Here is a 25102-nt window from a genome sequence, read left to right as displayed (position 1 = left end):
CCTGTGCGGTGCCCGCCTGCCCACACAGGCCCAGCCCTTGCCCTGGTGCGGTGCATGGTGGCCAGTGCAGGCCCGTGCCTTGCCGTGTGGCCCGCCCGGCCCGGTGGCCTTCGCCAGTGGCTGGGTGCTGGCCTGCCCTTGCCCTGGTGCGGTGCCCTGTGCTGGCGCTGGTGCCCGTGTTGGCTGGGTGCTGACCTTGCCTCTGTTCGATGCCCCCTGTGCGGCCCTGTGTCCACCTGTTCAAGCAAGCCCGGCCCCTGACCTGTGAACCCGTGCCATTGGGGGCCGTGTGCCCCTGAGTGGTGGCCCGCCGATAAGGGGGCGGGCGGGGTTTCCTTTTGCGCTGCGAATCGGTGTGCAAGGCTTTTGCACCATGCAAGGTATAAGTCAAGCCCCCCGTTTTTGACCTAGTGAACGCGCCCGCCTACGGTTTCAAGTGCCCAGCGCCCGCCCTGTTGACCACTTCGATGACCGCACGTTGACGCACTTCAATTCAAATCCAAAATGAAGCGATGGCCAGCGAACAGCAAACGGCCCGTTTTGCTTAAAATTTAATCAAAATCAGTTGATAACTTGTTTTGTGCTGTGGATAAGTGGCATTTTGTCCCCGCTGTCCCCGCAAGCCTTGAAGTTGCGGGGACAGCCGAAAGCCCCTGTTTATGCGGTGTCCCCGCTGTCCCCGCATGTCCCCGCACAAAATAACGATAGCGTAAGCAAAAAACGCAAAATCACCCCGTTTGTTCCCCCGCTTTAGGTTCGATCACCCGCCCTTTTCCCGGTGCTGACCCACTCCCACCGATGCCACCCGTGCGGCCCGCCTGACCTTGCAGGCCCGGTGTTTTGCAGGTGCTGGCCTTTCCCTGTGCGGTACGGTGCCCGGCGGCTTGCGCCAGTGGCTGGGTGCTGACCTGCCCCGACCGATGCCACCCGTGTGGGCTTTGCCCCGAGGGGTAGGGGGCGGTCAAATCTCTGAGCGACCACCCCGGAAACCGAACGGTTCCCCATTTTTTTACGCCCGCAAGTTATGGAGGGGGGGGGGTCTGTTTTTTGCCTGCCGGATGCCTTCGCCTGGTGCTGTGTTGCAAGCCGGGGCGGTGCCTTCAATGGTGGCTATGGGGGGGTTGACTTGACCGGCCACGGGCAAGGGGGAGGGGGGGTAAAAAGTTTGAGTCGTTGAAGTCCTAGACCGCTGCTTCCCTTTGTGCGCGTACCCGCATTACTCATAGGGGGAGGGGGTGCCCGTGCAAGTGACCCAGCGGGCCGGGCAAGTGGCCCGCCTGCCTGGTGCATAAATGAGACAGCGGCAAATTTTCCGAGGTCATGCCGGGGCGGTGGCCAAAGCCATGACGAAGCCCATAAAAGGGGGGGTAGCAAAACCAAAACGGGGGAACAAATGGGGGAACAAATCGAGATTGTGAAAACGTAAACCTAGCATTCATGCGGGTTGTAGGGCTTCATTCGCTGGAACCTATCCCACCAAATACAAAACCCGCAGTTTCACGACTGCGGGTTTTTTGTTTTGTGGGCCCCATTCGCTTGTGGCCAAGCCCCCAGCCCTGTCAGACCTTCGTCCCTCGGTTATGGTCAGGGGATGAACAATCAATCCTGGATGCATGGTTTGAAGCTGGGTGCTCGCCAGTTGTGGCGCGATTTGCGGGCGGGAGAGTTGCGCCTGTTGATGGTGTCGGTGGCCTTGGCGGTTGCTGCCTTGACAGCGGTGGGTTTTCTGGCTGATCGGATGCAGTCGGGCTTGTGGCGCGATGCGCGTCAGCTGTTGGGGGGCGATGCGGTGGTGGTGAGCGACCAGCGCACGCCCGATGCCTTTGTGCAAAAGGCCCGTGATGCCGGTTTGCAGAGCAACACCAATGTGAGTTTTCCGACCATGGCGCGGGCCATGAACGCGCCGGACGGTGCTGCGCCACCCGCGACCCGTTTGGTGGCCCTCAAAGCGGTGGAGCCGGGTTATCCCTTGCGCGGCCGTCTGGAAATCGCAGGTCAAAACGCGGCCAGCATCCCGCCCGAGGGCGAAGTCTGGGTCGATGCGGCCTTGCTCGAAGCCTTGAATGTGCAAGTCGGCCAGATGCTGGGCTTGGGTGAGCGCAGTTTGCGCATTGGCGCCACCATCACGCGAGAGCCCGACCGGGGCGCGGGTTTCATGGCTTTTGCACCACGCGTGATGATGAACATGGCCGATTTGGCCTCTACCGGTTTGGTGCAGCCGGCCAGTCGCGTGAGCTGGCGCATGGCCGTGGCGGGCAGCGATGCGGCCGTGGGCCAGTTTTTGCCCTGGGCGAAGGCAGAGGTCGACAAGCCCGAGGTGCGCGGCGTGAAAGTCGAGTCGCTGGACAGCGGTCGCCCCGAGATGCGCCAGACCCTGGATCGCGCCTCCCAATTTTTGAACCTGGTGGCCTTGTTGGCCGCCTTGCTGTGCGCTGTGGCGGTGGCCTTGGCGGCCCGAAGCTTTGCTGAGCGGCAGTTGGATGCCTGTGCTTTGCTGCGAGTTTTGGGGCAAAGCCAGCGCACACTCACATTGAGTTATGGCTTGGAATTTCTGGGTGCTGGCCTGGTGGCCAGTGTGCTGGGGGTGTTGGCCGGTTATGGCGTGCACTTGGGTTTTGTGCAGTTGCTGGCCGGTCTGGTCGATGCCAACTTGCCCGGTGCCACGCTGCAGCCCGCGCTGATGGGGCTGGCCATGGGCTTGACGCTGCTGGTGGCTTTTGGCCTGCCGCCCGTGTTGCAGCTGGCCAAGGTGCCACCGCTGCGCGTGATCCGTCGCGACCTGGGCAGCGTGCAGGTGCGCTCGGGCCTGGTGCTGGTGATGGGTTTGCTGGGCTTTGCCGCGACCTTGCTCATGGTCAGCCGCAACCTGACGCTGGGTCTCATCACGGTGGGTGGTTTTGCCGTGGCGCTCTTGGTGTTTGCCGCATTGGCGGCGGCGGCTTTGTTTTTGCTGCGCCGGGTGGTGCCCGACGAGTCGGCCCCGCGCTGGCTGCGCTTGGCCACGCGGCAGGTGGCGGCGCGGCCGGTGTTTGCGGTGGTGCAGGTCAGTGCTTTGTCGGTGGGTTTGCTGGCGCTGGCTTTGCTGGTCTTGCTGCGCACCGACCTGATCGCGAGCTGGCGTCAGGCGACACCGGTGAATGCCCCCGACCGCTTTGTCATCAACGTGCAACCTGAGCAAGCCCAGGACTTTTTGGCGCACCTCCAAAAGGCGGGCGTGCAGTCGCCCGATTGGTTTCCGATGATCCGGGGGCGGTTGGTGGCCATCAATGGTCGTGTCATCGGCCCCGATGACCTGATGGCCGACCGGGGCAAACGCTTGTTGGACCGTGAAATCAACCTTTCGCACAGTGCCGTTTTACCGGACCACAACCCCTTGGTGGCCGGGCGCTGGCAGCCCGAGGAGGCTGACGGCGTGAGTGTGGAAGAGGGCATCGCCCAAGCGCTGGGTCTGAAATTGGGTGACCGCCTGGGCTTTGACATTGCCGGTCAGCCGCACGAGGCACGGGTCACCTCTTTGCGCAAGGTGGATTGGGCGTCGATGCGGGCGAATTTCTTCATGCTGTTTCCAGTCTCGAAAATGCCCGACTTGCCCATGACCTACATGGCCGCTTTCCGCTCACCCGAGGGCGTGCCCGGTTTTGAAAATGCCATGGTCAACGCTTTCCCCAACATCACCAGTGTGGACATGCGCAGCACATTGGCGCAGGTGCAGCGGGTCATGGACCAGGTGATCCGGGCCGTGGAATTCTTGTTTGCCTTCACCTTGGCTGCAGGCCTGATGGTGTTGCTGGCCGCCGTGGGCGCAAGCCGCCAGGCGCGTGAGCGCGAATACGCCATCATGCGGGCGCTGGGTGCGGGCCGCAGCCTGCTGGCGCAGGTTCAGCGCACCGAGCTGCTGGGCATTGGCTGGCTGGCGGGCTTCATGGCCAGTGCCATGGCCCTGGTGGTGGGCTGGGCTTTGGCCCGTTATGCCTTCGAATTCGCCTGGCAGCCGCCTTTGTGGGCCCCTTTGGCTGGAGGCCTTGCCGGGGCCTTGTTGGCCTGGGGCGCGGGCAGTTTGAGCCTGGCCGGGGTGTTGCGCCAGCCGGTGGTGCAGACTTTGCGGCAAGCCGGGCAGTGATCTTTCCGGGTCAGGGCCCTTCGCAACACGTCACAATCCACCGCTATGAACATCGACGAAAAGCCCCCGTTTGACACGCCCTTTGATTGGATCGGTGGCGAAGCCGCTGTGCGTGCACTGTCTGACCGGTTTTATGACCTGATGGACATGGAGCCCGGCTACAAGGCACTGCGCGATGCGCACGGCAGCAGCTTGGACGGTGCCCGCGACAAGCTGTTTTGGTTTTTGTGTGGCTGGCTGGGCGGGCCCGAGCATTACACCGAGCGCTTTGGCCACCCGCGTTTGCGCATGCGGCACATGCCGTTCTCGATTGGTGTGCTCGAGCGCGACCAGTGGCTCGCTTGCATGGACCAGGCCATGAGCGAGTTGGACGTCGACCCGGTGCTGCGTGAGCGCTTGGGGGCCAGTTTTTTCAAAACCGCCGATTGGATGCGCAACCGGGGCGTTTGACGCCCATTTGAACTGCTGTGCCATCCGCCCCACTTGTCCACTTTCACCATCACGGTGTGCCGAGCACGCCCAAAAACGCCCTGCTAGAAGCGACCATGAAAATCACTGCACTGCAAGACCTGAAACAGGTGCGCCAACAGCTGGCCCATGCCCACGCACAAGCCCAGGCTTTGGCTGCGGCGCAAGCCTTGGCCACCCAACAGCGCGAGGCTGAAAAAAACCTGTTTGTACGTGCTGTGGGCAGCGTTCAGCGTCTGCCAACACCCAGCATGGTGAGTTTGGAAAAACCGGGACCTGCTCCCATTGCACACCAACGCCAGCTGGACAACGAAGCGGTGTTGCGCGATTGTCTGAGCGACGAATTTGATGCGAGCACCTTGCTTGACACCGATGACGCCTTGAGCTTTCGCCGCCCAGGCGTGGGCCGAGATGTGATCCACAAGCTGCGCAAAGGGGAATGGTCCATCCAGCGGGAAATTGACCTCCATGGTTTGCGCAGCGATGAAGCTCGTTTGGCCTTGTCCGAATTCATTCGCTTGGCGCACCGCCAGGGCATGCGTTGCCTGCGTGTGGTGCACGGCAAAGGCTTGGGGTCTCCCGGTAAAACACCTGTGCTCAAATCGAAAGTCCACAGCTGGCTGGTGCAAAAAAACCAAGTCATGGCGTTTGTTCAGGCCAAACCGGCCGAAGGCGGAGCCGGGGCGCTGGTGGTCTTGCTCAAGCCCGCAGGTTGAGCGCAAGCCCCAGACTGAAGGGGCAGCCGAACTGACGCCAGTCAATGCGGTGTTTGCGCCTGCTCACAAGTCACCTGAACACGTTGGCGCTGGCCGTTTTCATCCTGTCGCATGGCGCTCAGGCAGCCACCCCAGACGCAACCGGTGTCCAATGCCCAAATGTCGCTGCGTTCTTGCCAGCCCAAGGTCGACCAGTGACCAAATGCGATGGTGATGTCGTTGGTGCGCCGACCCGGTACATCAAACCAGGGCATGAAACCCTCAGGAGCCTTTGCTGCACTGTCTTTGGTGGCAAATTCCATGGCCCCCTGGGCTGAACAAAAGCGCAGCCGCGTCAAGGCATTCACCACCACGCGCCAGCGAGCCAGTCCTGTCAGATCCTCGGACCATGTGTTGGGCTCGTTGCCGTACATATGGGCCAAAAAATAAGTCAAATCGGGTCCGCGCAACACGGACTGCACCTCGTCTGCCAAAGACAATGTTTGCGCCAAGGTCCAGTCCGGCAAAACTCCGGCATGAACCGACAGCACCTCGTGTGACCACAGTGCCAGCTGTTGTTGGCGGAGCCAGTGGATCAAAACATCCCGGTCGGGTGAGTTCATCAACTCATCCAGCGTATCGAGTCGCTTGGTTCGACTGAAGCCAAATGCCACAGCCAAGGCATGCAAATCATGGTTGCCCAACACACACTGGACACTGCCTTGCAAGGCCATCAAACGCCGCAAAACGCCAGCTGAGTCTGGCCCCCTGTTGACCAAATCGCCCAAAACAATCAATTGGTCACGGCTTGGTGAAAAATCCACTTCTTCTAACAAACGGCCTAAAGGCGCATTGCAGCCTTGAATGTCACCTGCCCAGTAAACAGCCATGGCGTGCCTTTGCTTGAAAAAAGAGGAATGAAGTCTTGGTTGTCATGAAGCCATTTTGTAAAACATGGTGACCCCACGGAGCTCGAACAGACACGCCGTGTAAAACCATGACATTGGAAATTGGAGGAGATTTCAAGAAGTAAAAGATTAAGGTTGTGACATTTATAGCGTAATCAAAAAACGATCCCGACCTTGTTTTAAAAAGCTCAATTTTTGCTGTATATTCGCAGATTATTTCACTGAGAAACCATCATGACCCAATCATACAAAGAGTTATTGCAACAACGTGAAGCCCTCGAGCAAGCCATTGCCCAAGCTCGCCAAAATGAGATTTCTAGCGCCGTTACCAAAATCCGTGAACTGGTCAGTGAGTATGAATTGACGGCACAGGACGTGTTTCCTGGCCGTACCACCAAATCACAAGCGGTCAAGTCCACCAGCAAAGTGGCCGCCAAATACCGCGATCCCGCAACAGGTCAAACTTGGACAGGTCGCGGCAAAGCCCCCAAGTGGATTGAAGGCAAAGACCGTACGCCCTACGTCATTGCTTGAATTGATCGAGGTGGTTTGGGTTTTTTAAACCAAGCCATAATTGACAGAATTATTAATTTTGTTCGAATCAAACGCAGCCATTTTGATCGTGGCTGCATCAGATGCAAGCCAGCGGGCTCATTCAAAAGAATGAGCCCGTTTCTTTATAGTGGTGCTGAAGATCCAAAACGCCGATCCCGGGTTTTGAACCACTCAATGGCCTTGTCCAGTTGATCGGTTGTAAAGTCTGGCCAAAGCGCCTCACTGAAAAACATTTCGGCATAAGCTGCTTGCCAAAGCATGAAGTTGCTGATCCGGGATTCTCCACCGGTGCGAATCAACAGATCGACTTCGGGGGCATTTTCAGTGGACAGAAATCGAGACAAGGCCTCTTCGGTCAAAAGGTCCATTGATGCTTCTGGATTTGCCAAACGCCAAGCTTTAACCGCTTGGATCATGTCCCATCGGCCCCCATAGTTGGCGCAAACATTCAAGGTTATTGCTGTGTTGCCTGCAGTCTTTTCTTGAGCCATGGCAATCAGTTCCTGCAAGGGTGTCGAAAACCTGTCGGTATCTCCAAGCACTTTCAGGCGCACACCATTGGTGTTCATGTTGTTGATTTCATTTTTCAAGTAGGTCATGAATAAATTCATGAGACTGCTGACTTCATCTTCTGGTCGTTTCCAGTTTTCGGTGCTGAAAGCAAACAAGCTCAGTTGAGGAATGCCGATTTCTGCGCATGCTTTAACGATGTCTCGCACGCGTTTGGCGCCTGCAGCGTGGCCCAATGCGGCAGGCATGAAACGTTTTTTGGCCCAGCGTCTGTTGCCATCCATGATGATGGCAATGTGCTGCGGCAGTGTGTTGGTTTTTTGGAGGGACAAGGGCTCGTTCAATGGTGGGGATTGATATTGGATTTTAGTAGCATCGGCAAATCCAACGGACTGCGCTTTGGAGCATCATTGTGCCGCCTGTCTGTGCCTGTGGCTAATTTTGAAGCGGAGTCTTGGAATATGAAAACTAAAAAGTTGAAATTTTTTGGGTTTTCTTTCATTCTTCTTTTGGCCACTGGCTGGGGACTCTTTTTGTTGACGCCGGATCGGTCTGTCCAAAAGTAGTCAGAGCGATGGGCAAAGCCGCCATCGGAATTTGTTGAGTTCTAAGGTATGCAGCTGCACATCAGGGCTGAGGGGCCTGTTAATGATCCCATGCCTTTGCTCATGCTGCAGGGCACATCCGACAGTTTGCACACATGGCAAGGTTGGGCTGAACGTTTGCGTTTGAAGCATCGCCGCGCCGAGTGGTGTTGAGCAGTGTGCGAAGTGTGTAGGGTGAGTCAGGCCGAGTGAGCGAAGAGCTCATGGATCGCTTTTTTGAATTGGTTTTGCGCAAGGGCAAGCGTGCCGCTTTGCCGCAACGCATGCTGCAAGTTAGCCATGGCACCCGTGCGCAGGAGATCCCCAAAATCCGTCAATCAACCTTGATTTTGTGGGGAGGGCGGGGTCAACTGATTCCTGCAAGCAATGCCTGCTTTTTTCACCGCGATATTGTGAACAGTGAAATTCAGGTGTTGGATCAATGGGGCCATGTACCCCAGGAGGAGGATCCACAAGCCAGTCTTGCGACAGCCAGTGATTGTTTGTCAAGACAAGGCCTGTGCAGCGACTGGTGGTATGGTGAACGCAGTGCCATACCCTGGTTGCACATTTGACCCACAAAGGCCACTGATGCAACCCCTTTAGGGCACCGAGACAAAAAATGATGGCCCTTCAATGTCGTTCAAGGAGTATCCATGAACTCACAAATCCAAGAATTTTTGGACCGTATTCAACAACTGGAAGCGGCCATTGAACAAGAGGCAAAAAGTCGACGTCAACAGTGGAAGGCGGACTTTGAAGAGCACAAAGTGCGCTTTGAAGAGGAAGTATTGGCTCAGCAAAAGCGCTTCAAAGAGGGCTTGTTTGCCTATGTATTGACCGCAGAGTGGCGTCATGTCTTGTGCGTGCCATTCATTTACCCCGTGTTGTTACCGATGCTGCTGATGGATGTCTTTGTCACGGTCTATCAGTGGATTTGCTTTCCCTTGTGTGGGATTCCCCGTGTCAAGAGATCGGCATATTTTGTCTATGACCGAAATCATTTGGCTTATTTGAATTGGCTCGAAAAGATCAATTGCGCCTACTGTTCTTATGGCAATGGACTGATCGCCTATTGCCGGGAAGTCGTTGGTTTGACCGAAAAATACTGGTGCCCCATCAAACACGCTCGCCGCAGAATGCAGGCGCATGCTCACTACCATGGATTTTCCGATTACGGTGACGCTGAAAATTACCGCGCCGAGTTGGCTCGCCTCAGAGGCGAGCTTTTGAAGATGCGGCAAGAAGCTTGGGATGGCCATTCTTGACTTCAAATGTCTGAAGCAGAGCCAAGGCCTTGTCACTTGCCCGACACCCTTGTTGCCTTGATTTACCTAAAGTCATCGACATGAAAAAATTTGAGACTTTGGCCGAATTGGCCGATTGTGTGGGTCAAGATGTGGCGGCGACTGAATGGGTGGAGATCACTCAAGAGCAAGTCAATCAGTTCGCTCAGGCCACGGGTGATCATCAATGGATCCATGTGGATGTCGAACGGGCCAAACAGGGACCGTTTGGGGCACCCATTGCACATGGTTTTTTGACCCTGTCCTTGTTGTCTCAGTTTTTCGACAAGACCATCGTGGTGTCTTCGGCACGCATGGGCGTGAACTACGGGCTGAACAAGGTCCGCTTCATGGCCCCTGTGCCGGTCGGCAGTCGCTTGCGGGCCCATTTGCATTTGCATTCAGCCACACCCATTGAAGGCAATGGCTTGCAATTGCAATGGAATGTGACCGTAGAGCGTGAGGGCATCGACAAGCCGGTTTGCGCTGCCGAGTCCTTGGTTCGCATTTACGCCTGACCAGGCCTTCTCAGCCGGGTCATGCACTGGCCCCACCAAAACCGTTTTGCCGCCAGGCTTCAAAGACGGTCACAGCCACGGCATTGGACAAGTTCAAGCTACGTTGCCCCGTCAGCATGGGCAACTTGATTCGTTGATGGGGTGAAAATTGCTCGCGAAGCTCGGGAGCGAGACCTCGTGTTTCCGAGCCAAAGACCAGCCAGTCACCTGGCGCAAAATTGACCCCATGCGCGGCACGGCTGCCGCGCGTGGTCAGAGCAAACATGCGTTCGACCGCAGGCTGTTCCTTGCGCAAAAAAGAGGTCCAGTCGGCATGGCGGCGCAATTCGGCGTACTCGTGGTAATCAAGACCTGCTCGGCGCATGTGTTTGTCGTCCATCGAAAACCCCAGGGGTTCGATCAGATGCAGTGTGCAGCCGGTGTTGGCTGCCAAGCGGATGACATTGCCGGTGTTTGGGGGGATTTCGGGCTCAACCAAGACAATATGAAACATGGCAGCTATTGTGCCTGTATCAAGACTCAACGGCTGCCTCGGTTCGTGCCAAGACCAAGGCGCTGACTTGGGCTGCACCCGCTTGAAGTAGCACCCGTGCTGCGGTATTGAGTGAGGCGCCTGTGGTCATGACATCGTCGATCAAGACAACGTTTTTGTTGCGCAGCACAGAGGCTCGCAGGGGATCAACCGCAAACGCACCCACCAAGTTGGCCAATCGTTCTGTCCGGGGTAAGGTCCGCTGCGAAAGCGTGTCGCGCGTGCGCAGCAGCAAGTGGGCATCGGCTTTACCGGCGTCAAGCTGACGTGCCAAAAGCCAAGCTTGGTTGTAGCCGCGTTCGGCCAAACGTTGCTTTGAGAGGGGGATGGGCAAAATCCAGTGGGCTGCGTCCAATGCGTCATCGGCACCAGGCGCACTGAGCATCAGGGTGGCCAAAGGCCGGTCCCAGCCTGCTTGGTGCTGAAATTTGAAGCGAGAAATCAGATCCACCCAAGGCCATTCGTAGCTGGTGGCGGCGAGACAAAGCGTCAAGGGCGGTGGGTTGCGCAGACAGAGCTGACAAAGAGGATGAGGGTGAACCAATGGCAAGGCACAGCTGAGGCAGCGGTGCCGAGGCTGCGCAAAGCGGCTGATGCACATCTCGCACAAAGACGCTTGGGGCCAGCGATGACAGATGGCACAACAACTGGGCAGGGCCTGCCATAGGCGACTTGGTTTGAACCTTTCAACCATTGCACGGACATGTGGATACCGTATGAACCTCATGAAATCAATATACTTCCCCGAGCCCCTGATCACAAGTGGACATTGTTGTTCTGTGCTTGAGGTCTTTTATTTACCTTGTCATGGCCATGTCTGCACCTGAATGCCCCCCCTCGTTGGACCCCATTGCCGCTGCCCGATGGTCTGCGCACTCTGCGGCGCTTTTGTCGCCTTGGTTGCACGAAGAGGTGGCCTCTCGCATGCAAGAGAGATTGGCGTTCATCAAGCTTCAGCCGACGCAATGGGTCCATTGGGGGCCTTTGCAGGGCGGGTTGCAGTCGCATGAGGCTTTGCAAAGGCGCTACCCCAAAGCGCAAGCTTGGGTCAGCAGCGAGCAGCCCCAGCAAAGTTGGGTGGCCCAACAAGTCCTGCAAGGCAAATGGTGGCACGCTAAACGATGGTTTGGACCCCGCCTGAAGCACGGCTTGCCGCCAGACGGCCAGGCGAACATGTTGTGGGCCAACATGCAATTGCACACTTCAGCACAGCCACAAAACCTGCTGAAAGCATGGCACAGAGCTTTGGCTGTGGATGGTTTTTTGATGTTTTCTTGTTTGGGCCCGGATACTTTGCGTGAGTTGCGACATGTTTACGCCCAGCATGGGTGGCCAGAACCTGCCCATGAGTTCACCGATATGCACGATTGGGGGGACATGCTGGTGGAGGCGGGTTTTGCTGAGCCGGTGATGGACATGGAGCGCATGACTTTGAGCTATGAAAGCCCGCAGCGCATGCTGGCCGAATTGCGCAGTTGGGGGCGAAATCTGAATGTTCAGCGGTTTCAAGGTTTGAGGGGACGGCGCTGGCGGGATCAACTGAATCAAGCGTTGATGATGCTGGCACGTCCTGAGGAAGGCGGCCGCTTGACGCTGACATTTGAAATTGTGTACGGGCATGCCCTCAAGCCATCGCCCCGCATTCCCGTCCATTCGCACGCGGTCATCGACCTTGAGCAGATGCAGCAAATGCTGCGCAACAGGCCACGGATACCGGACAAAGTTTGAGTTGAATCAAAACACCCTTTGTTCTCGGGTAAAATCCGCCCGTTTCAGAGGCATTTTCAGCCTTTCAGCGTGTTAGTTTATTGAAAGTTGACGCGTGTCAAATCCAACGTATCAGTTTGCTCAAGAGACGGGACATGCCATTCATTGGCAGCTTCGGCGCAATTGCTCGGTAACACCGGCCCAGCTCGGTTGGTTTTACTTGTCTTTGTGTGTCTTTTCTCTCGGAATTGGTTTGTTTTTTTGGTATTTGGGTGCAACGCTGGTTTTAGCGTTTGCGGGTTTTGAGATTGCGGTGGTCGGCGTGGCTTTTTTGATCTATGCACGGCACGCCACTGATGGTGAAAAAATTTTGATCCAAGGTGGCCAATTGGTGGTCGAGTGTGAATCTGCTGGCCGTCTTGAGCGGGCAGAATTTGAGCGTCAATGGGTAAGGGTAGAACCCAAATCCGGTGACCACAGCTTGATCGAGTTGTCGGGCCAAGGTCGATCCATCGAGGTGGGGCGTTTTGTACGGCCCGAGTTGCGTCAGGTTTTGGCGCGAGAAATCAGAAAGGCATTGCGCTCTGCGTGATGCTTCGCGGCAAATGGGATAAAACCCGGTTTGTCAGAGGTGTGAGTTCAACAGTGTCTTGGAAGTTAGTGAGAACCATGAAGAATATTTCCAACCAATTGGCTTCGCTGCTATCCCGCGCGGGCATTTTTGCAGGCGCGTGGGCAGCCACTGCGGCTTATGCGGTCAACGATCTGCCGGGCGGCCCAGCTGTCAATCAGCTCAACTTTGCCCCTGCAGCAACCAAAATTGCCGAAGAGCAGCATTGGCTGCATTGGTTCATGTTGATCATTTGCACAGTGATCTTCATTGCTGTCTTTGCGGTGATGTTTTATTCCATTTGGAAGCACCGCAAGTCTGTTGGCCACAAGCCCGCTACCTTCACAGAATCCATCACGGTGGAAGTGATCTGGACTGCTGTGCCTTTCCTGATTGTGATTTTGATGGCGCTGCCCGCAACAAAAGTGCTGGTGGCTCAAAAGGACACCACCAACGCTGATCTGACCATCAAAGCCACTGGCTACCAGTGGAAGTGGGGTTACGACTACATCAAAGGCGAGGGCGAGGGCCTGAGTTACATCTCCACACTGGATTCGTCGCAGCGAGCCATGTCCGATGCTGGTAAGCCCGAAGGCGACGATTACCTGCTCAAAGTAGACAATCCTCTGGTGGTTCCTGTGGGACAAAAAGTGCGTGTGATCACCACTGCCAACGACGTGATTCACGCGTTTGCAGTCCCCGCATTCGGTATCAAGCAAGACGCCATTCCTGGTTTTGTACGGGACACCTGGTTCCGTGCTGAAAAAACTGGCGATTTTTATGGTCAGTGCCAAGAACTGTGCGGCAAAGAGCACGCTTACATGCCCATTCATGTGAAGGTTTTGTCTGCTGCTGACTACGCCGCTTGGGTGGATACTGAGAAGAAAAAACAAGCCGCCAAAGCAGATGATCCTGCCAAGGTCTGGGCCTTGGATGATTTGTCCAAGCGTGGTGAAAAAGTCTATGCTGCCAATTGTGCGGCTTGCCATCAAGCCAACGGTAAAGGTGCAGGCGCGATCAAGGCGATCGACGGTTCTGCGGTCGTGCTTGACGCTGACAAATCCAAGCAAATCGCAGTGATGTTGAACGGTCAGAACAATGGCGCCATGCCCGCATGGAAACAGTTGTCGGACACCGAAATCGCTGCTGTGATTACATACACTAAAAACAACTGGTCAAACAAGACCGGGCAAATCGTGCAACCGGCTGAAGTTTTGGCCGCTCGCAAATAAGCCGTACCGTATTCAAATCAAAGGAAATCAAGATGAGTGCCGTTCTAGACCATCACGATCACGCCCATGACGACCACGGTCACGCGCCTGCGGGCTGGCGTCGTTGGGTGTATGCCACCAACCACAAAGACATTGGTACTTTGTACCTGTTGTTCAGTTTTGCCATGCTCATGATTGGTGGCGTGCTGGCGCTGGGCATCCGTGCCGAGCTGTTCCAGCCTGGCCTGCAAATCGTGAATCCTGAGTTGTTCAACCAGTTCACGACCATGCACGGCATCATCATGGTGTTTGGCGCGATCATGCCGGCCTTTGTGGGCTTTGCGAACTGGATGCTGCCATTGCAAATTGGTGCCTCTGACATGGCCTTTGCCCGCATGAACAACTTCAGCTTCTGGCTGATGATCCCTGCTGGCGCCATGTTGGTCGGTTCGTTTTTCATGCCCGGTGGCGCACCAGCTGCGGGTTGGACCTTGTACGCACCTTTGACACTGCAAATGGGCCCGTCCATGGACGCTGGTATTTTTGCCATGCACATCCTGGGTGCCTCGTCCATCATGGGTTCGATCAACATCATCGTGACCATCTTGAACATGCGCGCTCCTGGCATGACCTTGATGAAGATGCCCATGTTCGCTTGGACATGGTTGATCACCGCTTACTTGTTGATTGCTGTGATGCCCGTGTTGGCTGGTGCGATCACCATGACATTGACAGACCGCCATTTCGGCACCAGCTTCTTCAACCCCGCTGGTGGTGGTGACCCAGTCATGTACCAGCACATTTTCTGGTTCTTTGGTCACCCTGAGGTGTACATCATGATCTTGCCGGCCTTCGGCATCATCAGCCAGATCGTGCCCGCTTTTGCCCGCAAGAAACTGTTCGGTTACGCCTCTATGGTGTACGCCACTTCGTCCATCGCTATTTTGTCGTTCATCGTGTGGGCTCACCACATGTTCACGACCGGTATGCCTGTGACTGGTCAGCTGTTCTTCATGTACGCCACGATGTTGATCGCCGTGCCGACCGCTGTGAAAATTTTCAACTGGATCGCGACCATGTGGCGTGGCTCCATGACGTTTGAAACCCCGATGTTGTTCTCTGTGGGCTTCATCTTTGTGTTCACCATGGGTGGTTTCACCGGTCTGATCCTGGCGATGGCTCCTATCGACATCCAGTTGCAAGACACTTATTACGTGGTGGCTCACTTCCACTATGTGTTGGTGGCAGGCTCCTTGTTTGCTTTGTTTGCAGGCTTTTACTACTGGGCTCCCAAGTGGACTGGTGTGATGTACAGCGAGACACGCGGCAAAATCCACTTCTGGTGGTCCCTGATCTCGTTCAACGTGACCTTCTTCCCGATGCACTTTTTGGGTCTGGCCGGTATGCCACGTCGTTACGCTGACTACCCCATGCAGTTCACCGACTTCAACATGATCGCCTCGGTGGGTGCCTTCTTCTTCGGTTTTGCTCAGGTGTATTTCTTCGTGTTTGTTGTGCTGCCCGGCATGATGGGCAAGGGCGAAAAGGCCCCACAAAAGCCTTGGGAAGCCGCCGAAGGCCTGGAATGGGAAGTGCCATCGCCCGCACCATTTCACACCTTTGAAAACCCACCCAAGTTGGACGCCACTGCAACCCGTGTGATTGGTTGATGACCATGGCCATGACACCTGAACAAAGAAAAAGCAATGTGCGTCTGGGCCTGATTCTGGCTTCGGTCGCCTGCGCTGTGTTGATTGGTTTTGTGGCCAAGTTGCTGCTCTTAAATTCCTGAAAGACCCAAGATGAACTTGCGTGGTGAAAATCTGAAGATGGTGGGCAAGCTGGCGGTGGTGACCGCGGGCATGTTCTGCTTCGGTTACGCGCTGGTGCCCATCTACAAGGCCATTTGCGAGATCACAGGCATCAACATCCTGTCGATCTCTGAAACACAAATTCCAGGCAATGCCAAAGCAGGCAAAGCGGCTGAAGTGTTGCGCAACAGCCAGGTCGATACCACACGCACCATCACCGTCGAGTTTGACGCCAATGTGCGTGGCCCTTGGGAATTCAAGCCTGAAAAGCGGTCTATGCAGGTTCACCCCGGTGAACTGAGCACCGTGATGTATGAGTTTCAGAATGTGCAGGACCGCCGAATGGCGGCCCAAGCCATTCCCAGTTATGCACCGCGTCAAGCCGCCAATCACTTCAACAAGCTCGAATGTTTCTGTTTCAACCAGTACACCTTGGAGCCCGGTGAAAAGAAGTCGTGGCCCGTTGCCTTTGTCATCGACCCCAAGTTGTCCAAAGACGTGACGACGATCACGCTGTCCTATACCTTCTTTGAAGTCGGTGGCAAAACACCTGCAGCACCAACAGCACCGTTGGCCGCTGCAGTGCAAACATTGCCGGTCAAGACAGGATGGGGCTCATGACCACGCCTGTTCGCAAAACATCTTGGCTGCGCACCATTCAGGCCGTGTTGTGGTCATTTGTCGGGCTTCGCAAGAATTCCGAATACCAGCAAGACATTGAAAAGCTCAACCCATTCCACATCATTGGTGTGGCCATCGGTGCGGCATTGTTGTTTGTTCTGGGGCTGATTGCCCTGGTCAATTGGGTGGTGGTCCAGCCCACTGGCCTTTAACCTACAAAGTTTGATTTCGAATTAGAGAGAGCAGGAGTTCCTATGAGTTCAGCAGCACACGGCAGCACGCCTTATTACTATGTACCGCATGAATCACGTCACCCCGTGATGGCGGCCATTGGTTTGTTCTTCCTGATTCTGGGAGCGGGTCAGTGGATCAATGGTTCGGAATGGGGCATGTATTGCCTGTTCTTTGGCATGGCTTGGTGGTTGATTGTTTTGTACCAATGGTTCTCTGAAGCTGTGCAGGAGAGTGAAGGTGGCATGTATGGCCGAAAGATTGATCTGTCTTACCGCTGGAGCATGACTTGGTTCATCTTCTCCGAAGTCATGTTCTTCGGTGCATTCTTCACAGCACTGTGGTGGGCTCGTTCACATTCTGTGCCTGCTTTGGGCAGCCTTGACAATGCATTGCTGTGGCCTGACTTCAAGGCCGCATGGCCCAGCTTGGTCGCTGGTGCCACAACATCGCCTGCTGGCATCATCGAACCCTTCCAGACCATGGGTCCGTTTTGGTTGCCCACGATCAACACGGCTTTGTTGTTGACTTCAGGTGTGACGTTGACTGTTGCACACCATGCCATCCAGGCAGGTGATCGCAGCAAAACCATCAAGTTCATGTGGATGACTGTCTTGCTGGGCGTGATTTTCCTGTTTGTTCAGGGCTATGAATATGCCCACGCTTGGGGCGATCTGAACCTGAAATTGTCGTCTGGTATTTACGGCTCGACCTTTTACATGTTGACTGGTTTCCATGGCTTCCACGTCTTGGTGGGCATGTTGATGCTTTTGTTCATCACACTGCGCCTGCAAAAAGGTCACTTCACCAAAGACCGTCATTTTGGTTTTGAAGGTGCAGCTTGGTATTGGCACTTTGTGGACGTGGTTTGGCTTGGCTTGTACATCTTGGTTTACTGGATGTAAAAACCTCCATGGCCCCATAAAAAAAGCGCCCTAGGGCGCTTTTTTATTGATGGAAAGGCTGAAAGTTTTTGAATCGATGGTGCCGGAGACACAAGCCAAAATGGCTCAAATGGTGAGGATCCGTTCAAGCGCCCGGTGGAATGCCTGTGGGCTGAATCCAGCCCATCTTCCATGAAACCAGAACGCAGATGAAGAGGACAATCGAGAATCCAACGCGAAAGGCGAGGGCGGTGGCCATGTTGCCTTTTTTAGGGGCTTGACCTTCGACAGGAGGGGCGCTGCCCCGCATCATGTAAACCAAAGCCGAGCCCAAGCTCAAAACAATGCCGATGAAGGCGATGACAACCAATATTTTCATGCACACATTATCTTATGACTGACAAAACCCCAAGTTGGCAAAGATGGCTGGTCTTGGGCGTGGCCGTTTTGGGCGTGGTGATCACATTTTCACTGGGACTTTGGCAAATGGGGCGAGCCGCTGAAAAAACAGCCTTGCAAAGTGCCAAGCAACAGCAATCTGAACAAGTGGTGCTGGATGGTCGCAGTTTGGGCGCAGGTGAAGAAGAAGCCGCCGCGCGACAAAAATTGATTCACCGGCGTCTGGCGCTCAAGGGCCATTGGTTGCCAGAACATACGGTGTTTTTGGACAACCGGCAGATGAATGCCAAACCCGGATTTTTTGCATTGACCCCCTTGAAATTGGACGGCTCCGGGACAGTGGTGCTGGTGCAGCGGGGTTGGGCACAAAGGTCGTTCACCGACCGAGCGGCTTTGCCTGTGCTGCAAACGCCAGAGGGTTTGGTGGAGCTACAAGGCCATTTGGCCCCATGGCCTTCAAGGCTCTATGACTTTGGCGCCATCGAGACAGGGCCAATACGGCAAAATCTCGACTTGACTGCTTACAGGCAAGCAACAGGTTTGCCCGTGCTCGAAGTGACTTTGTTGCAATCCGGCCCGGCCTCAGAAGGCTTGTTGCGCGAATGGCCCGTGGTGGCCAGTGGTGTTGAAAAGCACCATGGATACGCTTTTCAATGGTTTGGCCTCAGTGGCCTGATCGCTTTACTTTATGTCTGGTTCCAAATTGTCCAACCCCGCCGCCAAAAACGACCTGTCTGACAGCCCACTGGCCATGACCGTGCATGACATGCCCCATCCGAGCGAGGTGGTGCAGGCTGATGCCCAACGCACCCGTATGGGGCGATGGAAAATGATCGCCATGTTGCTGATTTGCGCATCGCCGGTCATTGCCTCCTATTTCACCTACTACGTGATTCGCCCCGAGGGGCGTCGTGTCTATGGCGAGTTGATTCAGCCGCAAAAAGACATGCCTCAAGTCTCAGCCAAAAACCTGCAAGGAGAGTCGGTGACCTTGGCGAGTTTGAAGGGTCAGTGGTTGCTGGTGAACGTGGGGCCTGCTGCGTGTGCCGAGCGTTGTCAGGAAAATCTGTATTTTCAGCGCCAGTTGCGTGAAATTTTGGGTCGTGAAAAAGACCGTTTGGACCGCGTGTGGCTCATCACCGACGACGCGCCTGTGGCCCAAACACTGTTGCCAGCGCTCAACATGGCCCATGTGCTGCGACTTGATCTGGCCACGGTGCAAAGCTGGATTCAACCAGCCGCTGGTCAACAGTTACAAGACCATTTGTATGTGATCGACCCCATGGGCAACTTCATGATGCGTTTTCCGGCGAACATGGACGTGCCCAGCGCCTCCAAAGCCAAAAGAGACCTTGAACGCTTGCTCAAGGCCTCTTCATCTTGGGACCAGGCGGGGCGCTGAAGCATGACCGAAGTTGACCTGTACAACCTGGCCCCTGTGCTTGAGCTGATGGCGGTGGGCCTAGCGGTGGCAGCTTTGCCCTTGGGCTGGTGGTTGTGGCGACAGCGCAGCGCCACGCCCTCTGGTCGGCTCAAGGCATTGACCTTGATCACTTTGTTCCTGACCTTTGATTTGGTGCTGTTCGGTGCTTTCACCCGGTTGACCGATTCCGGCTTGGGTTGCCCGGATTGGCCGGGTTGTTACGGCAGTGCCACGCCCATGGGTGCCAAAGTCGAGATCACCGCTGCTCAGACAGCCATGCCCACAGGGCCAGTGACACACGGCAAAGCCTGGATTGAGATGGTGCACCGCTACTTGGCCACAGGTGTGGGTGTGCTGATCTTGACGCTTGCCAGCATGACCTGGTGGCTGCGCCGCCGAAGCGAAACGGTCAGCCCATGGTGGCCCACCTTCACCTTGGTGTGGGTCTGTTTGCAAGGGGCTTTTGGCGCACTCACGGTGACCATGAAGCTCTTTCCAGCCATTGTCACCTTGCACCTGATGTTTGGTATTGGTTTGCTGGCATTGCTGATGGCCCAGGCCGTGCGCTACGACGGTGCCAACAAACGGCCTTTGCCTGCGGGTTTGCGCACGGGCTTGTGGTTGGGGTTTGGCGTGCTGTGGCTGCAAATCGCCTTGGGTGGTTGGGTCAGCACCAACTACGCGGTGCTGGCCTGTCCTGATTTTCCGACCTGCCATGGCCAGTGGGTGCCTGAGATGAACTGGCAAGGCTTCAGTGTTTGGCGCGAGTTGGGCCATACTCCTGCAGGTGACTTGTTGCCCTTCAGTGCCTTGTCGTCGATTCACTTTGTGCACCGTTCGGCCGCTTGGCTGGTGTTGGCTGTGTTGGTGTGGTTGGGTTGGCGCTTGCGCCAGCAACCGGGCTTGGTGTCTGCTGGACAATGGTTGTTGGGTTTGTCAGCCCTTCAATTCATCACAGGCCTGAGCAACGTGGTGCTGGGTTGGCCATTGTTGGCCGCCGTGATGCACACGGGAGGCGCCGCCGCCATGGTGGTCACCTTGACCTGGGCCTTGAGCATCAGTCGCGCCGATAATCCACAGTCTTCCTCCAATTTCAAAAAGTCTGTCCCATGACCGCCGCCACCGCCCCTTTGCCTACTTCTGCATGGCGTCAGTACTACGCATTGACCAAGCCGCGTGTGGTGCAGTTGATTGTTTTTTGTGCCTTGATCGGCATGGTTTTGGCGGTGCCCGGCGTGCCCAGTTTGGCCGAGTTGATGCTCGGTTTGTGGGCCTGTGTCGGCATCTGGTTGGTCGCAGGGGCAGCCGCGGCTTTCAACTGCCTGGTTGAAAAAACCATCGATTCCAAAATGAAGCGCACGGCTTGGCGCCCCACTGCCAAAGGGGAGCTGAGTGACCGTCAGGCCTTGCTGTTTTCAGCCGTCTTGTGTGCTTTGGGGTCGGCCGTGCTCTACGTCTTGGTCAACCCCCTCACCATGTGGCTCACCTTTGCAACTTTTGTGGGTTACGCCATCATTTACACCGTGATCCTCAAGCCGCTGACGCCGCAAAACATCGTGATCGGTGGCGCCAGTGGGGCCATGCCACCGGTGCTGGGCTGGGCGGCCATGACCGGACAGGTCGGGCCTGAGGCCTTGATCCTGTTTTTGATCATCTTCTTGTGGACGCCCCCCCACTTTTGGGCCTTGGCACTATACCGCGTGGAAGATTACCGCAAGTCGGGCCTGCCCATGTTGCCCGTGACGCACGGCAACGAATTCACGCGTTTGCAAATCTTGCTCTACACCATCGTGCTCATGGCCTCTTGCCTGATGCCCTTTGTGTACGGCATGAGTTCATGGCTTTACTTGGTCGCGGCAGTGGTGCTGAGCATCGGTTTCATCGGCTATGCGGTGGCGCTGTACCGCGCCTACTCGGACGAGTTGGCCCGCAAGACATTCCGTTTTTCCTTGATCCACTTGAGCGCTTTGTTTGCCGCCTTGCTGTTGGACCATTACATTTTTTAAGGCCTGAACATGTCGCGCAGAGTTTTTGCAAAAGCCGCTTTGGCCATGGGCGTGGCCGCAGCCCTTGTGGGTTTGGTCGCTTGTGGCCAAGACAAACCCGCTTTTCGGGGTGTGGACATCACCGGAGCCGATTACGCCCAAGGCTTTGAGCTGAGCGACCAAAACGGCCAGGTGCGCACGCTCAAGGATTTTGCGGGCAAAGCGGTGGTGGTGTTTTTTGGCTACACCCAATGCCCCGATGTGTGCCCTACCGCTTTGCAGGAAATGGTGCAAGCCAAACAACTTTTGGGGGCTGACGCGGATAAATTGCAAGGCGTCTTCATCACCGTCGATCCGGAGCGCGATACACCCGAGTTGCTCAAGGCCTACATGGCCAACTTTGGCTCAGACTTTGTGGGCCTGCACCCTACGGCTGAACAACTGCCCAAAGTGACCAAAGACTTCAAGATCTATTTCAAAAAGGTAGAGGGCAAAACCCCCACGAGCTACACCATGGACCACTCGGCGGGCAGCTTCACCTTTGACCCACAAGGGCGAATTCGGCTTTACAACCGCCATGCCAGCGGGGCTGAGTCCTTGGCGGCCGATGTGAAAATTTTGCTGAGCGGCAAATAAAGTTTCGGTTTCAATCACTCAGCTCAAGAAAAAGGTGCCTGAGAGGCATGCCATTTCTTGGGAAGTATGGGCAGGGGGTTGTGGCACCTTGCCACGTCTCAGTTCACCTCGATCTTCTGGTTGCGGATGATGTCGCCCAGCGCTTTCGTGTCGGATTGAATCCGGTTGCGCAAACCCTCGGGCGAAGAGCCCACCACCTGCCAGCCTTGCTGGAACAAGCGCGCACGCATCTCGGGCGCACGCACGATGTCGCTGACCATGGCCGACAACTTGCTGGCCACAGCCGCTGGCATTGAGGCGGGCGCGGCGACCGCGTTCCAGATCTCCAGCTGGTAATCCTTCACACCAATTTCGGACAGGCTGGGCACCTCGGCGGCCACGGGGCTGCGTCCGGTGCTCGAAGCGCCAATGGCCCGCAGTTTGCCGCCGCGCACCTGCGCGGCCGACAGGGCCGGTGGCAGCAAGGCCAGCTGTACCTGTCCACCCAACATGGCGGTGATGATCTGCGGGTTGCCGGGGTAGGGCACATGCACAGGGGCAATGCCAGCTTTGGTCTTGAGCAACTCCATGCCCAAGTGCGCCACCGTGCCTACACCGGGCGAGGCATAACTGAGCTTGTCGCCCGCTTTTTGGGCTTGGCTCAACCATTCGGCTGCGGTTTGGCCAGGTGCCACTCCGGGTCCTGACGCGGGAACAGTCAGCACCAAAGGGGCTTTGCCAATCAGGCTGATGGGTGCCAGGTCTTTGAGCGGGTCATAGGGCACCTTGGGGTTCAGGATGCGGGCAATCGTCATGTTGCCGTTGATCATCAGGCCCAGGGTGTGGCCGTCGGTCGATTTGGCCACGAAGTCAGCCGCGATGTTGCCACCTGCACCCACTTTGTTCTCTACGATCACGCTTTGGCCCAGAGCCTTGGACAAAGGCTCGGCCAGGGCGCGGGCCGTCAGGTCGGGGCTGGAGCCGGCGGGAAAGCCGACCACCAAGCGCACGGTTTGGGTGGGCCAAGTGGCTGTTGATGCAGTGGAAGAGGGGGTGGCCCATGAAGGTGTCAGTCCCAGAGCCAAAGCAGCGCCAAGGGCTTGGGCCAGATGGCGGCGAGAAAAAACAGTGGGGGTGCGAGCGGTCATGGCGGAGCCTTTCAAAACAAAACTGCCGTGACTTTAGCGCACAGCAGGCGAAAAAATACCCGGTCGAAGCCGGGTATTGAAGTCAAAGCAGGCGACAGGCCCTGAGTTCAAGCGAACTCGACCAGCGCCTTTTTCATCTTCTTCATGGCCGCGACTTCGATCTGGCGGATGCGCTCGGCGCTCACACCGTACTCGTCGGCCAGGTCGTGCAGCGTCATGCCGCCCGAGCCGTTGTCGTTCACTTTGAGCCAGCGCTCTTCCACGATGCGGCGGCTTCGCTCGTCCAGCACGCTCAAAGCACTGGCCAAGCCATCGCTGGCCATCACATCACGCTGGTGCGCTTCGATCATGGCGGTGGGCTCGTGGTTCACATCGGCCAGGTAGGCAATGGGGCCAAAGGCCTGCTCACCGTCGTCCGATGGTGCTGGGTCCAGCAGCACATCGCCGCCGGACATGCGCATTTCCATCTCGCGCACTTCTTCGCGCTTGACGTTCAGGCTGTTGGCCATCGCGTCGACCTGGTCGGGCGTCAGGGTGTCGCGGTGCGTGCCTTCGTCGGCGTCGGCTTTGTAGCCTTGCTTCATCGAGCGCAAGTTGAAAAAGAGCTTGCGCTGGGCCTTGGTGGTGGCCATTTTGACCATGCGCCAGTTTTTCAGGATGTACTCATGAATTTCGGCCTTGATCCAATGCAGCGCATAGCTGACCAGGCGCACGCCTTGCTCGGGGTCGAATCGCTTGACCGCCTTCATCAGGCCCACATTGCCTTCCTGGATCAGGTCGCCGTGAGGCAGGCCATAACCCAAGTATTGGCGCGACACCGAGACGACCAAACGCAGATGCGAGAGCACCAGCTTGCGGGCGGCTTCCAAGTCGTCGTTGGCTTTGAGTTGGCGGGCGGCTTCTTGCTCTTCCTCGAGGGTGAGCATGGGCATGCGGTTGACCGCAGAGATGTAGGCGTCCAAGTGGCCGAGCGAGGGCACGACCGCCCAAGGATTGCTCAGCGCGATGGCTGTGGCGGGGGAACCAGTTTGAATGTTCATACCAGAACTCCTTTCAGAATACCCCAATGTTAGCACTCTCTGGTGAGGAGTGCTAAAGGGCGGCCTCAGCTTGGCTGTGGGCCTGGGGTTTCCCCCTATTTTGTGAGTGAAGAGGGGGGGTGTCTGTGCGCTGGTGAACGGTGAAATACCGGGGTGTTCAGCTCAGCAGGGCTTGGGCAAACTCACGGGCGTTGAAGGTTTCCAGGTCTTCCAGTTTTTCCCCCACCCCAATGAAGTAGACCGGAATCGGCTTTTCGCGGGCAATGGCGCACAGCACGCCGCCCTTGGCGGTGCCGTCCAGCTTGGTCACGATCAGGCCCGTCAGCCCCAGCGTGTCGTCAAAGGCTTTGACTTGGGCCAGAGCGTTTTGACCAGTGTTGCCATCGATTACCAGCAGCACCTCGTGGGGTGCGGTGCCGTCGGCTTTTTGCACCACGCGCTTGATTTTTTTCAGCTCTTCCATCAGGTGGGTTTGTGTTGGCAAGCGGCCTGCGGTATCGACCAAGACCACGTCGCGGCCACGGGCGCGGCCAGCGCTCACCGCGTCAAAGCTCACGGCCGCCGGGTCACCGCCTTGCTGGCTGACGATCTCCACCGTGTTGCGGGTGGCCCAAACCGCCAGCTGCTCTTTGGCGGCGGCGCGGAAGGTGTCGGCTGCGGCCAGCAGCACGCTCAGGCCTTCGTCGGCCAGGTGCTTGGTCAGTTTGCCAATCGAGGTGGTTTTGCCAGCGCCGTTGACGCCCGCCACCATGATCACGGTGGGGTGGTGGTCGCCAATGCTCAGGGGTTTTTGCAGAGGCGTCAGCAAGTCGGTGATGGCATCGGCCAGCAGCGTTTTGACTTGTGATGGGTCAGTCGCCTTGGCTTCTTTCACGCGGCGCTTGAGGTCTTGCAGCAAATGTTCTGTGGCCTTGACCCCCGTGTCGGCCACCAGCAACGCGGTTTCCAGCTCTTCGTACAGTTCGTCGTCGATGCGCGTGCCGGTGAAGACGGTGGTGATGCTGGAGCCGGTCTTGCGCAGACCGGCTTTGAGGCGGTCCAGCCAGCCTTGGCGGGCGGCAGGGGCGGCAGGGGTTGCAGCAGACGGGCCCGGGGGCTGTGTGGGTGTGCTGGCGGGCGATGGTGACTTGCTGGCGACGGGTGCTGAAACTTGGGGTTCAACGGCCGCTGGAGCCGATGGGACCTCAGCGGGTGGGGATTTTTTTTTGAAGAAGCTGAACATGGCGTGGATTTCAAGGATC

General features: G+C 56.7%; 28 protein-coding genes. 20 read left to right on the top strand and 8 right to left on the bottom strand.

Annotated elements, in window-relative coordinates:
- From B9Z48_RS21550 to B9Z48_RS11235, 4 genes are all read left to right on the top strand, one after another.
- The coding region (locus B9Z48_RS21550) for a hypothetical protein (RefSeq protein WP_199233500.1) at positions 1–268 on the top strand (268 nt) is incomplete at its 5' end.
- A 1323-nt stretch (positions 269–1591) separates the two neighbouring features.
- Complete coding sequence (locus tag B9Z48_RS11245) at positions 1592–4120, top strand: ABC transporter permease (RefSeq protein WP_089957438.1); 2529 nt, start codon at positions 1592–1594, stop codon at positions 4118–4120.
- A gap of 45 nt (positions 4121–4165) precedes the next feature.
- A complete protein-coding gene (locus B9Z48_RS11240) occupies positions 4166–4570 on the top strand; it encodes a group II truncated hemoglobin (RefSeq protein WP_089957435.1) in 405 nt (134 codons plus the stop codon).
- 95 nt (positions 4571–4665) lie between these two features.
- The gene (locus tag B9Z48_RS11235; protein WP_089957557.1) at positions 4666–5304 is read left to right on the top strand and encodes a Smr/MutS family protein; all 639 of its coding nucleotides are present in this window, start codon (positions 4666–4668) and stop codon (positions 5302–5304) included.
- A gap of 41 nt (positions 5305–5345) precedes the next feature.
- Here the strand turns inward: B9Z48_RS11235 and B9Z48_RS11230 are convergent, their stop codons facing one another.
- Positions 5346–6173, bottom strand: coding sequence for a symmetrical bis(5'-nucleosyl)-tetraphosphatase (locus tag B9Z48_RS11230; protein WP_089957432.1), 828 nt, complete (start codon positions 6171–6173; stop codon positions 5346–5348).
- Between the two features lie 252 nt (positions 6174–6425).
- Here B9Z48_RS11230 and B9Z48_RS11225 point away from each other — a divergent pair, with 252 nt between their 5' ends.
- Positions 6426–6725 carry an H-NS histone family protein gene (locus B9Z48_RS11225; protein WP_089957430.1) on the top strand — a complete coding sequence of 100 codons (300 nt, stop codon included), beginning with the start codon at positions 6426–6428 and terminating at the stop codon, positions 6723–6725.
- 143 nt (positions 6726–6868) lie between these two features.
- On the opposite strand, the gene uppS is transcribed toward B9Z48_RS11225, so the two are convergent.
- On the bottom strand, positions 6869–7588 hold the full coding sequence (gene uppS, locus B9Z48_RS11220; protein ID WP_089957553.1) for a polyprenyl diphosphate synthase: 720 nt from the start codon (positions 7586–7588) through the stop codon (positions 6869–6871).
- 908 nt (positions 7589–8496) lie between these two features.
- Between uppS and B9Z48_RS11210 the strand changes: the two genes are divergently transcribed.
- Positions 8497–9108, top strand: a complete 612-nt coding sequence (locus B9Z48_RS11210) for a hypothetical protein (protein WP_089957424.1) — start codon at positions 8497–8499, stop codon at positions 9106–9108.
- 80 nt (positions 9109–9188) lie between these two features.
- Positions 9189–9644 (top strand): MaoC family dehydratase, encoded by a 456-nt coding sequence (locus B9Z48_RS11205; protein ID WP_089957421.1) that lies wholly within the window; start codon positions 9189–9191, stop codon positions 9642–9644.
- A 19-nt stretch (positions 9645–9663) separates the two neighbouring features.
- On the opposite strand, the gene trmL is transcribed toward B9Z48_RS11205, so the two are convergent.
- Together trmL and B9Z48_RS11195 are read right to left on the bottom strand one after the other, a co-directional pair.
- A complete protein-coding gene (trmL, locus tag B9Z48_RS11200; protein ID WP_089957416.1) occupies positions 9664–10137 on the bottom strand; it encodes a tRNA (uridine(34)/cytosine(34)/5-carboxymethylaminomethyluridine(34)-2'-O)-methyltransferase TrmL in 474 nt (157 codons plus the stop codon).
- A gap of 19 nt (positions 10138–10156) precedes the next feature.
- On the bottom strand, positions 10157–10669 hold the full coding sequence (locus tag B9Z48_RS11195) for a ComF family protein (protein ID WP_368664970.1): 513 nt from the start codon (positions 10667–10669) through the stop codon (positions 10157–10159).
- A 320-nt stretch (positions 10670–10989) separates the two neighbouring features.
- On the opposite strand from B9Z48_RS11195, the gene B9Z48_RS11190 reads away from it, so the two are divergent.
- The 8 genes from B9Z48_RS11190 (at position 10990) to B9Z48_RS11160 (ending at position 17272) form a co-directional block, all read left to right on the top strand.
- On the top strand, positions 10990–11904 hold the full coding sequence (locus B9Z48_RS11190; protein ID WP_089957550.1) for a biotin synthase: 915 nt from the start codon (positions 10990–10992) through the stop codon (positions 11902–11904).
- 94 nt (positions 11905–11998) lie between these two features.
- The gene (locus tag B9Z48_RS11185) at positions 11999–12475 is read left to right on the top strand and encodes a DUF2244 domain-containing protein (protein ID WP_089957410.1); all 477 of its coding nucleotides are present in this window, start codon (positions 11999–12001) and stop codon (positions 12473–12475) included.
- Between the two features lie 77 nt (positions 12476–12552).
- Positions 12553–13725 (top strand): cytochrome c oxidase subunit II, encoded by a 1173-nt coding sequence (gene coxB / locus B9Z48_RS11180; RefSeq protein ID WP_089957409.1) that lies wholly within the window; start codon positions 12553–12555, stop codon positions 13723–13725.
- Between the two features lie 32 nt (positions 13726–13757).
- Entirely contained in the window at positions 13758–15374 is a 1617-nt protein-coding gene (gene ctaD, locus B9Z48_RS11175; RefSeq protein WP_108378413.1) for a cytochrome c oxidase subunit I, read from the top strand.
- An 11-nt stretch (positions 15375–15385) separates the two neighbouring features.
- On the top strand, positions 15386–15496 hold the full coding sequence (locus B9Z48_RS21820; protein WP_228769228.1) for a cytochrome oxidase small assembly protein: 111 nt from the start codon (positions 15386–15388) through the stop codon (positions 15494–15496).
- A 10-nt stretch (positions 15497–15506) separates the two neighbouring features.
- Positions 15507–16136, top strand: coding sequence for a cytochrome c oxidase assembly protein (locus B9Z48_RS11170; RefSeq protein ID WP_108378411.1), 630 nt, complete (start codon positions 15507–15509; stop codon positions 16134–16136).
- The gene (locus tag B9Z48_RS11165) at positions 16133–16348 is read left to right on the top strand and encodes a DUF2970 domain-containing protein (RefSeq protein ID WP_108378448.1); all 216 of its coding nucleotides are present in this window, start codon (positions 16133–16135) and stop codon (positions 16346–16348) included. The genes B9Z48_RS11170 and B9Z48_RS11165 overlap by 4 nt, the downstream gene beginning before the upstream one ends.
- Positions 16349–16390: 42 nt before the next feature.
- On the top strand, positions 16391–17272 hold the full coding sequence (locus B9Z48_RS11160; RefSeq protein WP_108378409.1) for a cytochrome c oxidase subunit 3: 882 nt from the start codon (positions 16391–16393) through the stop codon (positions 17270–17272).
- A 124-nt stretch (positions 17273–17396) separates the two neighbouring features.
- Here the strand turns inward: B9Z48_RS11160 and B9Z48_RS11155 are convergent, their stop codons facing one another.
- The gene (locus tag B9Z48_RS11155) at positions 17397–17630 is read right to left on the bottom strand and encodes a twin transmembrane helix small protein (protein WP_108378407.1); all 234 of its coding nucleotides are present in this window, start codon (positions 17628–17630) and stop codon (positions 17397–17399) included.
- 14 nt (positions 17631–17644) lie between these two features.
- Between B9Z48_RS11155 and B9Z48_RS11150 the strand changes: the two genes are divergently transcribed.
- The 5 genes from B9Z48_RS11150 to B9Z48_RS11130 are packed head-to-tail and all read left to right on the top strand — an operon-like array spanning position 17645 to position 21694.
- The gene (locus B9Z48_RS11150; protein WP_108378405.1) at positions 17645–18388 is read left to right on the top strand and encodes an SURF1 family protein; all 744 of its coding nucleotides are present in this window, start codon (positions 17645–17647) and stop codon (positions 18386–18388) included.
- Complete coding sequence (locus B9Z48_RS11145) at positions 18339–19052, top strand: hypothetical protein (RefSeq protein ID WP_108378403.1); 714 nt, start codon at positions 18339–18341, stop codon at positions 19050–19052. Before B9Z48_RS11150 ends, B9Z48_RS11145 begins: the two co-directional genes overlap by 50 nt.
- A 3-nt stretch (positions 19053–19055) precedes the next feature.
- Positions 19056–20186 (top strand): heme A synthase, encoded by a 1131-nt coding sequence (locus tag B9Z48_RS11140; protein ID WP_108378401.1) that lies wholly within the window; start codon positions 19056–19058, stop codon positions 20184–20186.
- Complete coding sequence (gene cyoE, locus B9Z48_RS11135; protein WP_108378399.1) at positions 20183–21079, top strand: heme o synthase; 897 nt, start codon at positions 20183–20185, stop codon at positions 21077–21079. The genes B9Z48_RS11140 and cyoE overlap by 4 nt, the downstream gene beginning before the upstream one ends.
- A gap of 9 nt (positions 21080–21088) precedes the next feature.
- A complete protein-coding gene (locus B9Z48_RS11130; protein WP_199233499.1) occupies positions 21089–21694 on the top strand; it encodes an SCO family protein in 606 nt (201 codons plus the stop codon).
- A 98-nt stretch (positions 21695–21792) separates the two neighbouring features.
- Here B9Z48_RS11130 and B9Z48_RS11125 read toward each other — a convergent pair whose 3' ends face one another.
- The 3 genes from B9Z48_RS11125 to ftsY all read right to left on the bottom strand — a co-directional run bounded on the left by B9Z48_RS11125 (position 21793) and on the right by ftsY (position 25083).
- Positions 21793–22821 carry a tripartite tricarboxylate transporter substrate binding protein gene (locus B9Z48_RS11125; protein WP_108378395.1) on the bottom strand — a complete coding sequence of 343 codons (1029 nt, stop codon included), beginning with the start codon at positions 22819–22821 and terminating at the stop codon, positions 21793–21795.
- Positions 22822–22928: 107 nt separating this feature from the next.
- Positions 22929–23861 carry an RNA polymerase sigma factor RpoH gene (gene rpoH / locus B9Z48_RS11120; RefSeq protein ID WP_089957382.1) on the bottom strand — a complete coding sequence of 311 codons (933 nt, stop codon included), beginning with the start codon at positions 23859–23861 and terminating at the stop codon, positions 22929–22931.
- A gap of 157 nt (positions 23862–24018) precedes the next feature.
- Positions 24019–25083: a signal recognition particle-docking protein FtsY gene (gene ftsY, locus B9Z48_RS11115; protein WP_108378446.1), complete on the bottom strand. Its 1065-nt coding sequence runs from the start codon at positions 25081–25083 to the stop codon at positions 24019–24021.
- Between the last annotated feature and the right edge of the window lie 19 nt (positions 25084–25102).

It is taken from the genome of Limnohabitans sp. WS1, assembly GCF_003063265.1.
GTDB lineage: Bacteria > Pseudomonadota > Gammaproteobacteria > Burkholderiales > Burkholderiaceae_C > Limnohabitans_A.
Note: the sequence above shows the minus strand (reverse complement) of the source record. Positions and strands in the feature narration are given on the sequence as shown.

Bases quoted from the DNA above. Each gene is read 5' to 3' on its own strand.
- B9Z48_RS11245 (WP_089957438.1), top strand. From the start codon at position 1,592: ATGAACAATCAATCCTGGATGCATGGTTTGAAGCTGGGTGCTCGCCAG.
- B9Z48_RS11240 (WP_089957435.1), top strand. From the start codon at position 4,166: ATGAACATCGACGAAAAGCCCCCGTTTGACACGCCCTTTGATTGGATC.
- B9Z48_RS11235 (WP_089957557.1), top strand. From the start codon at position 4,666: ATGAAAATCACTGCACTGCAAGACCTGAAACAGGTGCGCCAACAGCTG.
- B9Z48_RS11230 (WP_089957432.1), bottom strand. From the start codon at position 6,173: ATGGCTGTTTACTGGGCAGGTGACATTCAAGGCTGCAATGCGCCTTTA.
- B9Z48_RS11225 (WP_089957430.1), top strand. From the start codon at position 6,426: ATGACCCAATCATACAAAGAGTTATTGCAACAACGTGAAGCCCTCGAG.
- B9Z48_RS11210 (WP_089957424.1), top strand. From the start codon at position 8,497: ATGAACTCACAAATCCAAGAATTTTTGGACCGTATTCAACAACTGGAA.
- B9Z48_RS11205 (WP_089957421.1), top strand. From the start codon at position 9,189: ATGAAAAAATTTGAGACTTTGGCCGAATTGGCCGATTGTGTGGGTCAA.
- trmL (WP_089957416.1), bottom strand. From the start codon at position 10,137: ATGTTTCATATTGTCTTGGTTGAGCCCGAAATCCCCCCAAACACCGGC.
- B9Z48_RS11190 (WP_089957550.1), top strand. From the start codon at position 10,990: ATGTCTGCACCTGAATGCCCCCCCTCGTTGGACCCCATTGCCGCTGCC.
- coxB (WP_089957409.1), top strand. From the start codon at position 12,553: ATGAAGAATATTTCCAACCAATTGGCTTCGCTGCTATCCCGCGCGGGC.
- ctaD (WP_108378413.1), top strand. From the start codon at position 13,758: ATGAGTGCCGTTCTAGACCATCACGATCACGCCCATGACGACCACGGT.
- B9Z48_RS21820 (WP_228769228.1), top strand. From the start codon at position 15,386: ATGACACCTGAACAAAGAAAAAGCAATGTGCGTCTGGGCCTGATTCTG.
- B9Z48_RS11170 (WP_108378411.1), top strand. From the start codon at position 15,507: ATGAACTTGCGTGGTGAAAATCTGAAGATGGTGGGCAAGCTGGCGGTG.
- B9Z48_RS11165 (WP_108378448.1), top strand. From the start codon at position 16,133: ATGACCACGCCTGTTCGCAAAACATCTTGGCTGCGCACCATTCAGGCC.
- B9Z48_RS11160 (WP_108378409.1), top strand. From the start codon at position 16,391: ATGAGTTCAGCAGCACACGGCAGCACGCCTTATTACTATGTACCGCAT.
- B9Z48_RS11155 (WP_108378407.1), bottom strand. From the start codon at position 17,630: ATGAAAATATTGGTTGTCATCGCCTTCATCGGCATTGTTTTGAGCTTG.
- B9Z48_RS11150 (WP_108378405.1), top strand. From the start codon at position 17,645: ATGACTGACAAAACCCCAAGTTGGCAAAGATGGCTGGTCTTGGGCGTG.
- B9Z48_RS11145 (WP_108378403.1), top strand. From the start codon at position 18,339: ATGTCTGGTTCCAAATTGTCCAACCCCGCCGCCAAAAACGACCTGTCT.
- B9Z48_RS11140 (WP_108378401.1), top strand. From the start codon at position 19,056: ATGACCGAAGTTGACCTGTACAACCTGGCCCCTGTGCTTGAGCTGATG.
- cyoE (WP_108378399.1), top strand. From the start codon at position 20,183: ATGACCGCCGCCACCGCCCCTTTGCCTACTTCTGCATGGCGTCAGTAC.
- B9Z48_RS11130 (WP_199233499.1), top strand. From the start codon at position 21,089: ATGTCGCGCAGAGTTTTTGCAAAAGCCGCTTTGGCCATGGGCGTGGCC.
- B9Z48_RS11125 (WP_108378395.1), bottom strand. From the start codon at position 22,821: ATGACCGCTCGCACCCCCACTGTTTTTTCTCGCCGCCATCTGGCCCAA.
- rpoH (WP_089957382.1), bottom strand. From the start codon at position 23,861: ATGAACATTCAAACTGGTTCCCCCGCCACAGCCATCGCGCTGAGCAAT.
- ftsY (WP_108378446.1), bottom strand. From the start codon at position 25,083: ATGTTCAGCTTCTTCAAAAAAAAATCCCCACCCGCTGAGGTCCCATCG.